At 66.1% G+C, this 12763-nt stretch carries 15 protein-coding genes and 3 pseudogenes; 9 read left to right on the plus strand and 9 right to left on the minus strand.

Annotation, left to right across the window (positions count from 1 at the left end; translation table 11 throughout):
• The first annotated feature begins 115 nt into the window (after positions 1–115).
• The 6 genes from ACFVWD_RS55135 (at position 116) to ACFVWD_RS55160 (ending at position 5162) form a co-directional block, all read left to right on the plus strand.
• On the plus strand, positions 116–1588 hold the full coding sequence (locus ACFVWD_RS55135; protein ID WP_389606476.1) for a hypothetical protein: 1473 nt from the start codon (positions 116–118) through the stop codon (positions 1586–1588).
• Complete coding sequence (locus ACFVWD_RS55140) at positions 1588–2589, plus strand: hypothetical protein (protein WP_389606478.1); 1002 nt, start codon at positions 1588–1590, stop codon at positions 2587–2589. The genes ACFVWD_RS55135 and ACFVWD_RS55140 overlap by 1 nt, the downstream gene beginning before the upstream one ends.
• A 232-nt stretch (positions 2590–2821) precedes the next feature.
• Entirely contained in the window at positions 2822–3709 is an 888-nt protein-coding gene (locus ACFVWD_RS55145; RefSeq protein WP_389606480.1) for a class I SAM-dependent methyltransferase, read from the plus strand.
• Positions 3710–3908: 199 nt separating this feature from the next.
• Positions 3909–4439, plus strand: a complete 531-nt coding sequence (locus ACFVWD_RS55150) for a hypothetical protein (protein WP_389606482.1) — start codon at positions 3909–3911, stop codon at positions 4437–4439.
• A gap of 102 nt (positions 4440–4541) precedes the next feature.
• Entirely contained in the window at positions 4542–4748 is a 207-nt protein-coding gene (locus tag ACFVWD_RS55155) for a hypothetical protein (protein WP_389606484.1), read from the plus strand.
• A 63-nt stretch (positions 4749–4811) separates the two neighbouring features.
• On the plus strand, positions 4812–5162 hold the full coding sequence (locus tag ACFVWD_RS55160; protein ID WP_389606485.1) for a hypothetical protein: 351 nt from the start codon (positions 4812–4814) through the stop codon (positions 5160–5162).
• Between the two features lie 173 nt (positions 5163–5335).
• Here the strand turns inward: ACFVWD_RS55160 and ACFVWD_RS55165 are convergent.
• The 7 genes and pseudogenes from ACFVWD_RS55165 to ACFVWD_RS55195 all read right to left on the minus strand — a co-directional run.
• A pseudogene (locus ACFVWD_RS55165) lies at positions 5336–5512 on the minus strand (ISAs1 family transposase); the annotation flags it as partial.
• Positions 5493–5690, minus strand: a complete 198-nt coding sequence (locus ACFVWD_RS55170) for a hypothetical protein (protein ID WP_389606487.1) — start codon at positions 5688–5690, stop codon at positions 5493–5495. The gene ACFVWD_RS55170 and the pseudogene ACFVWD_RS55165, both read right to left, overlap by 20 nt.
• Positions 5691–5753: 63 nt before the next feature.
• Positions 5754–6167 carry a VOC family protein gene (locus ACFVWD_RS55175; protein ID WP_389606489.1) on the minus strand — a complete coding sequence of 138 codons (414 nt, stop codon included), beginning with the start codon at positions 6165–6167 and terminating at the stop codon, positions 5754–5756.
• Positions 6164–6748 carry a dihydrofolate reductase family protein gene (locus ACFVWD_RS55180; RefSeq protein ID WP_389606491.1) on the minus strand — a complete coding sequence of 195 codons (585 nt, stop codon included), beginning with the start codon at positions 6746–6748 and terminating at the stop codon, positions 6164–6166. The genes ACFVWD_RS55175 and ACFVWD_RS55180 overlap by 4 nt, the downstream gene beginning before the upstream one ends.
• A gap of 189 nt (positions 6749–6937) precedes the next feature.
• Positions 6938–7066, minus strand: a complete 129-nt coding sequence (locus tag ACFVWD_RS55185) for a hypothetical protein (RefSeq protein ID WP_389606493.1) — start codon at positions 7064–7066, stop codon at positions 6938–6940.
• Positions 7067–7160: 94 nt separating this feature from the next.
• Complete coding sequence (locus tag ACFVWD_RS55190; RefSeq protein ID WP_389606494.1) at positions 7161–7883, minus strand: sigma factor-like helix-turn-helix DNA-binding protein; 723 nt, start codon at positions 7881–7883, stop codon at positions 7161–7163.
• Between the two features lie 136 nt (positions 7884–8019).
• A pseudogene (locus ACFVWD_RS55195) lies at positions 8020–8235 on the minus strand (sigma factor); the annotation flags it as partial.
• A 179-nt stretch (positions 8236–8414) separates the two neighbouring features.
• Between ACFVWD_RS55195 and ACFVWD_RS55200 the strand changes: the two are divergent.
• Both ACFVWD_RS55200 and ACFVWD_RS55205 read left to right on the plus strand, forming a co-directional pair.
• Positions 8415–8714, plus strand: coding sequence for a hypothetical protein (locus tag ACFVWD_RS55200; protein ID WP_389606496.1), 300 nt, complete (start codon positions 8415–8417; stop codon positions 8712–8714).
• A complete protein-coding gene (locus ACFVWD_RS55205; protein ID WP_389606498.1) occupies positions 8711–10204 on the plus strand; it encodes an MFS transporter in 1494 nt (497 codons plus the stop codon). The genes ACFVWD_RS55200 and ACFVWD_RS55205 overlap by 4 nt, the downstream gene beginning before the upstream one ends.
• 300 nt (positions 10205–10504) lie before the next feature.
• On the opposite strand, the gene ACFVWD_RS55210 is transcribed toward ACFVWD_RS55205, so the two are convergent.
• Positions 10505–10906 carry a DUF4231 domain-containing protein gene (locus ACFVWD_RS55210; RefSeq protein WP_389606501.1) on the minus strand — a complete coding sequence of 134 codons (402 nt, stop codon included), beginning with the start codon at positions 10904–10906 and terminating at the stop codon, positions 10505–10507.
• Between the two features lie 365 nt (positions 10907–11271).
• On the opposite strand from ACFVWD_RS55210, the gene ACFVWD_RS55215 reads away from it, so the two are divergent.
• On the plus strand, positions 11272–11970 hold the full coding sequence (locus ACFVWD_RS55215; protein WP_389606500.1) for a DUF4097 domain-containing protein: 699 nt from the start codon (positions 11272–11274) through the stop codon (positions 11968–11970).
• Between the two features lie 163 nt (positions 11971–12133).
• On the opposite strand, the pseudogene ACFVWD_RS55220 reads toward ACFVWD_RS55215, so the two are convergent.
• Positions 12134–12763 (minus strand): annotated as a pseudogene (locus ACFVWD_RS55220) (RNA-guided endonuclease InsQ/TnpB family protein); the annotation flags it as partial.

Here is a 12763-nt window from a genome sequence, read left to right on the forward strand (position 1 = left end):
GCGACCCGCTACGACAAGACCGCCGAGTCCTACCAAGCAGCCGTCACCCTCGCATCGCTGTTGATGTGGGCGTGACATTTGAAGACAACTCCTAGAGCAAGGGCTGGCCAACACGGTGTCCGGGGCGACCAGTGTTCCCGATTTCAGGGGACCGGACGGGAAGCGGCTGACGTACGGCTCCAAGGCGTACCAGGAAGCCTTCGCTGCCTGGAAGAAGACTCCAGATGCATCGTTCTACAACGATTGGCGTGACGGTCTGCGGAAGGCGGGGCTGGAGAAGTACGACCTGGACGCGGCGGCAGACAATACCAACACCGTCGCCAAGGGGCATGGGCAGCAAGTGCGGGGTTACCAGAGCTTCGTGACCTTGATGGAAAAGGGCAGCGACCACCCTTCCTCGCAGTTCATGGCGGACGTCACCGACGACATGATCACCGCGGAGAAGCACGACAAAGACGTCTGGGACCTGTATGGCAACTTCGACCACACCAACGGCAAGTCCTGGTTCGCGAACGATCCCGTGGACGGCGCCCTCGGCATCATGGGTCGCGACCCCGAGACGTCCACCGGCTACCTCGACCCGCATTCCGGCGGCGGCAGTAACGACCGCCTCCACTACCTCCTCAAGGAACGAGACTGGAACGTCACCAACACCACTGAGTGGCAGGGCGAGCGGGAGCTAAACGCTCCTGATGCCGCTGACGGCGACAACCGCGTCGGGCTCGGTGCCGCGATCGAGGCCGGGGCCACCGGTCACCCCGCCGGGGACACGACCCAGCAAAGCGACGGCAAGCACAGCGCGGCCGAAGCGCGCATCATGCAGTCGACAGTGAACCTCCTCGACCAGGGCACAAACGGCGACAGCATCACAGCCAACCTGCGCGACCCGATCGCCCGGGCCCTGGTGGACTATGCTCCGGACACCCACAACACCCTGACGCACGACCCCCGTTACACATACACGGAAGGCGGCTCTGTCTTCCAGGACGCCAACGGCGGTCACCTCAACGTCTCCCAGGACTCCCTGACCCGCGTGCTGCGGGGCGTCTCCGACAACCCGCAGAACTTCGCCCACCTCTACGACGCCGAAAGAGCCCAGGCCGCCCACACGCTCGCTGGCGCCGACGCGACCTACAGCAACAACAAGGACTGGGAGAACCGGGTCGCCGACGTGGGCATGGGGGCTGGCGTCTTCAATGCCATCGGAGCCGATGTCATCCTCGACGACCGCGACGCCCGCAAGGCGTGGGCCGACGACGTGGCCCGCTACTCCTACCACGCGATAGGCGCACCCCTTACGATCATCCCCGGCGTCGGAGACACAGCACAACGCATGGTGGACGGCGCCACCTACGAATGGTCCAAGGACGTAAAGGCGGAGGCAGACCAGGTCGCCAACATCGGTGTGGCCAAGGAGATGGGAGCCAAATCTCAGGGCGCTCTCGACCTGGTCCAGCAGTGGGAGACCACACGTGGTATGGACTACACCAAGGATCCCGTCGCGAACTACCTGCAGGACTACATGAACTTGCACTACGGCTCAGCCCGCAACCAAGCCCTTGCCGACCTGCACCGGGGGCTGTCCTGATGAGAAAATCCATCATCGCCGCTTCGGTAGCGGCAGTTCTGATAGCGGGCGGCGGCATCGTCTACGCCACCGGCTCCTACGACGACTGGCGTGACGCGAGAGCGCTCGATGACTCCTGCCGAGGGCTGGTCGATGCCGCCGAGATGCAGAAGGCACTGGGCGCAGACCGGGTCAGCGGCAAGGACACCGGCGGTGCGGGATGCCGCGCCTACGACCCCGGTGACACGAAGGCTTCCCTGACGATCTCCGTACAGCGTGGCCAGGACCCGGAGTCGATCAAGCTGAACGCCGACCGGATCCTCGCCCAGGACCCCGCTGAGATGCTCGTCCCGGTGGGCCGCGGATGGCCCGCCCTGGTCTCCGCGGGCAGTGGCGCCGAACCTTACGCCACCGCCTTCCTGCCCTGCGGGAAGGGGACGAGCGACGACCTGGTGCTGAGCCTGACCGCCACCCGGGCCACCTCGACCGGCAGCGTGCAGGAGCGACGAGACGGCATGACCGTCCTGGTCACCCGGGCCCTGAAACAGGCTGCCAAGAACCAAGGGTGTCCCATGCCCGACGCCGACACGGTGCACAGCGCACCCTCCGGCGCGTTCGAGGAGCTGAAGCAGGCCGGCACGGCTACCGGCACATGCACGGGCATCAACGCTTCCGCCTACGAAGCTGAGGCAGACGGCGCGTCGCCGATCGAGCAGTGCCTACTGGCCGACGCGCCGGGCAAACCGACCTTCCGCGTCGCCGCCTATTACGGCCCTTACACCAACGCCCCACGCCATAACCCCCAGCGCAACCCGTACGACTATGTCGGCGCCAGCGGCACCAACGACGGCAAGGCCTGGACCACCGCGTCATGCCCCACCGGCACGGCGCTGTACACGCTGGAACCCCTCAACTCCCACGCCACGGCCGACGCCTCAGAGCGCCAGGCGCTCCTGTCCTTCGCCGCGCAGTCAGCCAAGCGGCACGGCTGCAGCAGTCCCAACCAAACGAGCAACAAGTAGTCAGGAGAACCGCGCACTTCCATGCCAGGCCGTTACTGGTTTTGATCGAGTGTGCGGCAAAGGTGGTTCACATTTCGTGCGCGGTCCCACCCTACGGCGACGAGATGTGCGCTCTGGTAAGGACGTTGAACACCAGCCACCAACCTCCTGTTACACTCTGTTGCCGAGCAAATACCCCCGAAAGTCTGCCGTGTGCCCTGTACGGCACAACCGGCGGTACACGAGGGGGATCGTGGAGGGGCGCGACGCGCGAGGGCACTACGAGGAGTTGGCGGCCGAGTACGACGAGCACTGGGTCTACGGTCCGGACTACATTCCCTGGATGTCCGGCCGGATGACGGAGGTACTGCGGCTTGGCCCCACGGACCGGATCGCCGACATCGGCTCGGGTACGGGCTTGTTCGCCAGGGAAGTGGCGAAGCAGCTTCAGCCCCGTCATCCCATTCTGTGCGTTGATCCGTCCGAAGCGATGCTCGGGCAGCTCAGGACGCCGCCTCCGGCCGCCTTGACGCCAATCGTTGCTTCTGCCGAGGACATCGCCGAAGGACGTACGCACCTGCCGTACGAGCAGCTCGATGTGATGTGGCTGAAGGAGTCGGTGCATCACGTGGCCGATCCGGCGCACACGCTTCGCGGCCTCGTCGACCGGCTGGCGCCCAGTGGTCGGCTGCTGGTGGTGATGCTCCCGGCCACCATCCAGTACCCGCTGTTCGAGGCGGCCCTCGCGCGCTTCGAGGAGCGGCATCCGGATCACGGCCCCACCTTGGACGCCAAGCAGGTCATGGAGATGACGAAGCAGATTTCCAAGAGCGAGCATTCCTATGGCCTGCTACATGAAGGAATGAACTACGTCATTATGGACGAAATCCACGACCGCCCCAGAAAGCCAGAGGGCACCTTGACTTCGTCCGGCTATGCGGTCGGGTTTATGGAGGAAGCTCGGTACAACGCGCTCAAGGGAGACCAGCACGACTACACCTGGGACAAGGCGTGGAGCTACCACACCTCTGGGGCGCTACTCAACTTCATCCCGGTGGTGGCGATATCACCCAGCGTGGAGCCGACGTGGTCGCAAGCGCCTGGATCATGGACGAACAACAGCACCAGGCTGACAAGCTGACCAGCGATAGTTGGGCGACATATGACCTTCGCAGGAACCAGCTCAACTCCATCGCGCAGCAGTGGTACACCGTCAACTCTGACTGGGCTTCGAGCCCAAACCACCCTGGATACCCCTAGGATGACGGCGTGTACAAGCAGATAGCAGCGGCGGCCAACGACGGCAACAAATTGGCAGACGGTACAGCAGGAGACCAGTAGTGAAGAGAATAGGACAAGGGGTTGCGGCCCTCCTGTGTGCAGCTACGGCGGGGATGGCGGCAGGTTGCAGCAGTGGCAAACTTGCCATTCCGGATAAATTATGTCGCGTGCCTGTTGAGAAATCCTCCTTGTCGCCACTGATCCCAGATGGAGATCGCCTCAAACAAAAGTATGAGGATTTGGAATCACGTCCGGGAGCGAGTTGCATTATGAGTGTGGATGGTCATTCCGTCTTGGCCGTCAATCTATTGCGCTGGGATCGAGCCCCGGATCCGGTGGACTGGAACAAAGTGGGTTCCCCATACAAGCATGCCGCTAGGCGAAAGATCTCGTTCCCGGGCTATGCGTCGATCGGAAGCAGCCATGCCATAGTCCAGGCGACGTGTAACACGCGCACTGCCTACATGTCGTTCGTAGTCGATTTTTTCGGTGATCGCGTTGAGAACACTTCGACCGGCTACAAGAAGCTGCAGCGATTTATCGATGACTTCGTACCTCAGGAAACGAAGAAGTTCGACTGCACCAAGTAGCTCGTGTACCTTTGTGCGACATGTGGATTTCGCCAGGAGGTTCGGAGGCCCCGTAGTACGAGCGAATGGTTCCTGCGGGAAAGTGAGAGGGGGAATGAGTCAATGTTCTTCGTGATGATCGGAATCATTTTCTTCGCGTTTGGGATTCTCTTCGCGACGAACGTCGGCGGGGCTGCTGAACGCGCCTTTCGCGTCTTCACTCAAACAAACCCGACGGCCGGAACCGCCACACCGAAAAGGTTGCGCTTCGTGGGCGGTTTTTGGATACCTCTGGGGGCATTCTTCATCGCTGTTGGCTTCTTCAGATGACACGCCTTGGTGGACTTCGGTGATACCAGATCATACGGCGGAGATCGTGACCCGAGGAATCCCGTGAAGCTGCACAACCTGACGTGGATTGGCCTGCTGCTGACCGTGGTGCTTGCTGTTACGGCTTGCGGAGCACAGCAGGAAGGAGACGGCGCCGCAACGCCGAAACAGAGCACGATAAACGAGCAACAGGCAATCAAGCGTGCCAAGAAAATCATTCAGCAGGCGGTGGACGACATGTCGCCCAAGCCGAAACTCGAGCAGGTGGGCGCCGCGCCGGTGGGAGCCTGTATCGCCCGGGACGACGGCGGCTCGGATGATCGGTTGCAGGTCAGCCTCGCCTACAAGCTGACTGGAGTGCCGGGTAGCAAAGCCAAGTCGCTTGTGCGGCAGGGCTTCGGCGTAGTCGCGTGACGTCCGTTTCGTGATCATCCGAGGCCGAGGAGTGCGAGGGGGCGGCGAGGGTCACGGGCATTACGGCGGAGGCCGGCCGCGATGTTCTTCACTCCGGCCGTGCGGAGGACTCCGATGGCGAGGTTGCGCCAGGTGGCCATCGCGCGGGGCGCGTTGCCCGTCCGCAGCTGAGAGGCGTCCTCGGCGAAGGTGGTGTCGCGGACATGGTGCAGGGCCTCGATCTTCCAGTGGTCGCGGACGAGTTCGGTGAGCTGGGCCGCGGTGACCTGCTCGGCGGTCAGGCTGGTGACGGCGTAGACCGTCTTGACGGTGGTCTTGCCCGTCGTGCGGTCAGTTCGCCGGCGCTTGATCTGGACGGCCTGGCGGGCCCCCGGGGAAGAGGAGGCTGTTCACGGTGGCGGCCTTGATACGGCGGATCTCCGAGCGGCCGTGGTCGATGCCCCGGGTGCGTCCCTGAAGCGGGATTTCCTTCCAGGGAAGGGACTTGAGCTGGTGGCGCAGCTTCTTCTGGTTGCCCTTGACGATCACGATGTAGTGGGCGCCCCGGCCGAGGAGGAGGGGAGCGTCGCCACCCCGCTCACAGTGACCGCCTCAGGAGAAGTCTGCTGCGGTGATGCCGTCGGGGTGTCCGAACGGCCACTCCACCAGCTCGATCCGGTAACCGTCCGGGTCCGTGAGCCACGACGTCTTCGGGCCGTGAGGGCCGCCCGGATACTGGACAGGCTCCGGCTCCAGACCGGCTTCGGCCAGCGTCTTCAGGGTGACAGTCAGCGTGTCCACCTGGATCGCGAGGTGGTCGATTCCGCTGCCCACGTCGACGCGTCCATCGGCGGGACGATGGACCAGTTCGAGCGAGGCCGCCAGTTCGCCGGGGAACTTGAGGATCACGAGCCGGCTCCCGTCACCGACCTCGACCCTGCCCAGCTCGACGTAGCCCAAGGCGGTGTAGAAACCGAGCGAGCGATCCAGATCGGTGACGCGGTAGGCGACGAAGAGCGTCTTCATGCGGCCTCCCCGGGTCGGCGCACCCGGTAGCGGAGGTGCGTGACGTCTCGATCCTCGAGCCGTCGGACGAGGTCGAGTTCGATGTGATCACCACCGAGGTGGTCGAACAGTCGTCGACCGTCCCCGAGGAGGACCTGCACCAGGTGGATCTCCATCTCGTCCATCTGCCCGGCTCGGAGAAGCGCTTGGGCCGCCCCCGCCCCATGGACCATGACCGGCCGGTCCCCGGCGGCGGCGCGAGCCTGACGGGCGCAGTCCTCGACGTCGGTGACGAAACGCGCGTGGCCGGGTGGCACGTCCCCGTCGTCCACCTGGTGGGTGAGGACGAGGATCGGCACGCCGTTGTGATGGTCGCCCTGCCAGCGCCCCGCGAGTTCGAAGGTCCGTCGGCCGGAAATCACCGCGCCGGTCGCCAGTGCTTCGCGGTACACCTGGCCGCTCGGACCGTCGGATTCCCGATCGTCGAGCCAGTTGAAAAGCCGTCCGCCGTCGCGTCCGAGCTCCTGACCTGGCCGATCGCCTGCCCCGGCGATGTAGCCGTCGAGCGACATCGACATGTACAGCCGAATCGGATTGTGCATCCTGGCCTCCATCTCTCCTCCATGACACCGGGACTCGCCGCTTCCTGATCCGCCGACGGGGCGGGCATGTCACAAGGAAGACTTCAGGCAACCGGCAAACTCATCGGCCTGACGCGCCGGCCCTGCTGCCCAGGGCGGCGCGCGGGGCTGGGGAGTTGCAGTCAAGATCTGTGGATGAATCGAGGTCGTTCAGGCTGCGTGGCTCTCGGAGCGTTCGACGAGGTGGCCGCGCTCGAAGCGGGCTCCGGCGCGGACGAGGGCGACGAGGTTGGCCGCCCCGCACTTGTTCCCGGCTCGCCGGTGTGGCAGCGACGCCACGGCGTCCCGAGTCGGAACTTCGTTGAAGAAGCCTGAGGCAATCATCCGAGCTCTGCCTTCAGGCCTGGGACAACAGGGTGGCGTCAGAAGTCTGTCAATCTGGTTCGGGGAGGGTTCGGGGTAGTCCGAAGCGCGTCATGACGTTGGCGTTGAAGCCGGTGATGGCGGTGATGTGGTCGCCGGCGGTGGTGATGACCAAGAGGGCGTAGGCGCGGTAGACACAGGCGTGGGGGTCTGCCAGGTACAAGCCGAGGGCGGGCTGGCCGTTGGCGCGGGTGGGTACCACGCGGTAGGTGCGACCGGGGCGGAAGGTGGAGGCGGTGAAGAAGCGCTGGGCTGATTCGACGCCGCGGTATTCCAGCATGGCCGGGGGCATGGAGAGTCTCACGTCGGTGACGAGCAGTTTGATCAGGGCGTCCAGGTCGGCGCGTTCCAAGGCGTCGGTGAGTCGGGCGACGAGCCGGTGTTCGGCGGCGGTGTCGGGTTGGCGTGCAGGCCTGCGGCTGCCGGTGCCGCTGCTGCCGGTACTGCTGGAGTCGGTGCTGCTGGATTCGGCGAGGTGGCTGTCGACGGTGGCGCGAGCGCGTTTGAGGGCGCTGCTCACGGCTTCCTGGGTGGTGTCGAGCATCTGGGCGACTTCGGCGGCGTGGTAGCCCAGGACGTCGCGGAGGACGAGCGAGGCGCGTTGGCGTGGGGGCAGCAGTTGCAGGGCTGTGATGAAGGCCAGGGAGATGGCCTCGGTGGTCTCGTAGCGGGCCTCGGGTCCGGGGCGCTGGTCGACGAGGTGGTCGAGCAGGACGTCGGGGTAGGGCTCCAACCAGGGCGGGGCGTCGCCGGCGCCGGTGGGGTTCGGGCAGGGTGGCCTCGGGTAGCGGCGGGCCGATGCGGGCGCGTCGGCTGCCGGCGCGCAACATGCTCAGGCACCGATTGGTCGCGATCTGATACAGCCAGGTCCGCAGCGAGGACCGTTGGCCGAAGTCGCCCAGGCTACGCCAGGCGGACACGAGGGTCTCCTGGAGTGCGTCCTCGGCGTCCTGCAGGGATCCCAGGATGCGGTAGCAGTGCACCTGCAACTCGTGGGAGTGGCCCTGGACCAGGTCGCGGAACGCGTTGTGGTCGCCGGCCCGAGCCCGAGCGATCAGGTCCGTCGTGTCCGTCTGCATCGGCATGCATCCTCGCTCTTCTTCTCTCCGCGGGGCGCGTTCGGCTCGCTCAAAGATAAGGACGCCGCCGGGCCCGCGAATTGGGCGGTGTCTGCGCGCCCAATTCGCGGCCGTGCCGGCGTCTACCCGGTTGGAGGCGGCCCCGGTCCGGGGCGCGCCCCGGATACAGAAGAGGACCAAGGATCATGGCCAAGTACGTTTTCTCCTTCCGTGTGCCCTCCGACTACGCGCCCCACGCCGGGACGGCGGCCGAGTGGCAGGCCTGGTTCGCCGGGCTGGGCTCGGCCCTGGTGGACGTCGGCAACGCGGTGACCGGGTACGCCTCGCTCGGCGAGGTCGGCGGCAGCGGCTCCCGGATGGTCGCCTACTCGGTGGTGTCCGCCGAGGACATGGACTCCGCGCTCGCGCTGGCCAAGGACTGCCCGGTGCTGCGGGTCGGCGGCGGGGTCGAGGTCGGCCCCGTGATGGAAGCCGCCGGGTCGTGAGCGACGCCATGACCGCATCGACGGCGCCGCCGCAGGGGTCGTTCCTGGCGACCGGGCGCGGCAAGGTCACGCTGGCGCTGCTGTGCGCGGTGACGTTCCTGGACGTCGTGGACGGCTCGATCGTGAACGTCGCGCTGCCGACCATCCGTACCCATCTGGGGTTCTCGGTGCAGAACCTGCAGTGGGTGGTCAGCGGCTATCTGATCACCTATGGCGGGTTCCTGCTGCTGGGCGGTCGGGCCGGGGACCTGCTGGGGCGGCGGCGGCTGCTGATCGCCGGGACCGCGCTGTTCGCGGCCTCCTCGCTGGCCTGCGGGTTGGCCGACAGCCAGGGGCTGCTGGTCGGCGCCCGGCTCGCCCAGGGCTTCGGGGCGGCGATGATGTCCCCGGCCGCGCTGTCCATCCTGACCACCACCTTCCAGGACTCCGACCGGCACAAGGCGCTGGGCGTGTGGGCCGGGATCAGTGGGCTGGCCGCCACGGTCGGGGTGTTCTTCGGCGGGCTGCTCACCCAGGACCTCGGCTGGCGGTGGGTGTTCTTCGTGAACCTCCCGCTGTGCGCGTTGGTGCTGCTCGGGGTCTTCCGGATCCTGAAGGCCGATCACGGCCGGTCGGTGCCGGGCGGTTTCGACACGGTCGGCGCGGTGCTTGTGACCGCGAGCATGCTGCTGCTGATCTTCACCTTGGTGAAGGCCCCGGACGAGGGCTGGGGTGCGGGACGCACCATCGGTGGGCTGGCCGCGTCGGCGGTGCTGATGGCCGCGTTCGGGGTCAATGAGCAGCGGCGCACCCATCCGCTGGTCCCGCTGTCGATCTTCCGGATCAAGGGCCTGGCCGCGGCCGATGCCACCCAGGTGATCGCGTGGGCCGGGTTCTACTCGATGTTCTTCTTCGTCACGCTGTACATGCAGAACGTCCTGGGCTACTCACAACTGCGGACCGGGGTCTTTTATCTGCCGGTGACCGTCGGCATCGGGTTCGGCTCGACCGTGGCGACGAAGATGTTCGTCCGGACCGGTACCCGTCCGATCATCGTCTCCGGTGCCCTGCTCGCTGCCGGTGGCATCCTGTGGCTCTCCCGCATCCCGGTGGACGGCACCTATCTCGGCAACCTGCTCGCCCCGCTGGTGGTCATGGCGGCCGGGCTGGGGCTGTTGTATGCCGGTGTGCAGACGGCCGCGAACGCGGGCGTGCCGGAGGATCAGGCCGGATTGGCCGCGGCCCTGATCACCGCCTCTTTCCAGCTCGGGTCAGCGATCGGCCTGGCGGTGTTCAGCGGGATCGCGACCAGCCGCACCAGCCAGCTGCTGGCCGCCCACACCCCGCTCCCGGAGGCACTCACCGCCGGATTCCAGCGGGCCCTGCTCGTCAGCGCCCTCTGCCTCGTGGCAGCCGGAGCCATCGCGCTGCGCGCCTCCAACACCCGCGGCGAACCCGCCGCCACACCAGAGACCCAACACAACCTGGAACGCTCCTACGACCCCGCATGACACAGCACAACGAAATCCCGGGATGGCGTTCAACGCCATCCCGGGATTCCCTTGATCAAGCCTCGGACGGCCCCGTTCGTGAAAGCGCTAGGCTAAACAGCACGCGAAGCACGGTGGGTGTTGAGGGGGCGTTGCCGATGGTTACGCCGACCCACCACAAGATCAATTATCAGACACGGCGGTGTGCCGTCTCATGGGGTTGGTGTCGCCTCAGCGGCGAGGCTCGCACCCGGCCGTACCACGTACGGGCCTGCGGCGCGCTTCGTTCTGAGACGCTTCCCACGGTGCGTCAGTGTGTGCTCACCCGCTCGATGCCGGAGGTCCAGCGACGGGGGGCTGGGGCGCAGAGCGCCGTGTCTCCGCCCATTCGCCGACCTCAGACCGAACCAGCTCCTCGGTTCTCGATGCCAGCACGGCCGAGGAGTCCGCGCCGTCGTACGGGGCCGAACCACAGCTCCATTTGACGAGCTCGCCCTGGAGAGCCATCAGCATGGAGTTCGCCCGTACCCAGTTCTCACCCCACCGGAATAGCTGCCGGAGCCCCGCCGAGACCACCACCAACGCACCGAGAATTCCTGTCACCGTGACAGAGGCACCGGCCGCCGCACACGCCGGTATAGACGCGGACAACAGCAGCAGCACGGCCTCCGAAAGGTAGTGGCCGAGCCGCTGCCGCCGCTTATGCCACTCGTACCACGTCATGCGTTCCCGCACGTTGGGCGGGAGTTCGACCCCATCCGACCCCCGCAACTCCGTCCACCAGAAGCTCGCTTCACCTGCGTCGCCTGTCACGCGCGCGACCCTACGGCATGGTGTCCCGCGCCGTCCGGGGCGTGCCGCACCACGTGCCAGTCGCAGCAGCCTCTTCCGGTGGAGCCCGGCTGTATGTCGCAAGCTCCCTCCACGGCGGCCGCGAAGGACGGCCCAGTCCTGGCATTGGGGGCTTTCCCCAGTGGCGGCGGGAAAGCGGCTGCGTAGGATCGCGGTGACTGATCACCGATTCAACTCGCTTCACACGGGGGACTTTCATGCAACGCCCACAGACGCGCATTCTTACAGCGGCGACTTTGGCTGCTCTCACAGTCAGCGGGCTGTCCTCGTGCTCGGCCCTCAGCCAGAAGACCTTCGAGGACGACGCCAAGGTGCCTCAGAGCATCGCCTCAATCCGTCTCGACAACAGGAACGGAGATGTGAAGGTAGACGCTTCGGCCGACGCCTCCACGATCTCCGTGCACCGCAAGGTCAACTACCGCGGTGACAAGCCGAGTGGCACGTCCTTCCGCATCAGGAACGGCGTCCTGGTGCTGTCCGGCTGCGGCAAGAACTGCGGCGTCGACTACATCGTCAAAGTGCCCGCCGGCCTTCCGGTAACGGGAGGCACGTCCAACGGTGGCCTCACACTGACCGATGTCGGCACGGTCGATGTACACACAAGCAACGGTGAGATCGCGGTGACCAACGCCACGGGCCCTGTGAAGCTACGCACGTCCAACGGTGACATCGACGTCAAGGACGTCAAGGGCAGCGGCATCGACACGCAGACATCGAACGGCGAGGTGACGATCCAGACGGCCACCCCGCAGAACATCAAAGCTCGCACGACCAGCGGCAACCTCACGGTCACCACACCACCTGCCAAGTACCAGATCTCGGCGAACGACTCCCAGGGAGACAAGAACGTAGCGTTCAAGAACGACCCGTCAGGCACGTACCGCCTGGATCTGTCGACAACGAGCGGTGACTTGACTGTGAAGTCGGCGGCCTAGTCTGTGACCGGATAAGGCCGCCCGGCCACTTCGAGCAGGAACCCACGCGTCAACCGCTGACGGACGATCTACTCCGTGGACTGCCGCCCACGACCAGCGTGAGCACTCCAGAAGGCCTTCACACCAGCCCTATGCCCCGCAACTTCAAGTTGGCGGAGGCTCAGTGTGCGCGCACCAGACCGAGCGCGGTCTTGTGCGCGTGGTCGAGCCGCTGACGCCGTACCTTGCCATGCAGTTCGGCGGCCTTCTCCACCGCGCGCCGGTGGCTGGCGGTGCGGTCCTTCGCCTTGCGGCGCGGGAACCGGGACAGGACCTGCTGCGCTGCCTGGAGCTTCGCGGCGGCCCGGCGGCCATGGCGCGGGCTGGGCACAACCCGCCATGGGAGTCGGCGAGGAAGTTCGCGATGCCCAGGTCGATCCCGACCACGGAGCCGGTCGCGGGCAGCGGCTCCGGCTGGTCCTGCTCGGTGGTGAGCACCACAAACCACTTACGGCCCTCGCGCTTGACCGACACGGTCTTGACCCGGCCGGCCACGGCGCGGTGCCGGTTGACCTTCACGTGGCCGACGCCCTGGAAGCGGACGCGGGTAACGGGGTCGTGCGGGGTGGAGTCCCACCGGCAGCCGTCCCCGTCCTTGGGGAAGTCCACCGTGTCGAACCAGGTCACCCCACGGAAACGCGGGTAGCCCGGGCGTCTCGCCGGACGTGACCCGGCGGAAGAACGCGGCGAACGCCTTGTCGAGACGGCGCAAGGTGGCCTGCTGCGAGGAGAACGACCAGCGGCCCTGACGCTC

Source organism: Streptomyces sp. NPDC058086 (assembly GCF_042885015.1).
Classification (GTDB): domain Bacteria; phylum Actinomycetota; class Actinomycetes; order Streptomycetales; family Streptomycetaceae; genus Streptomyces.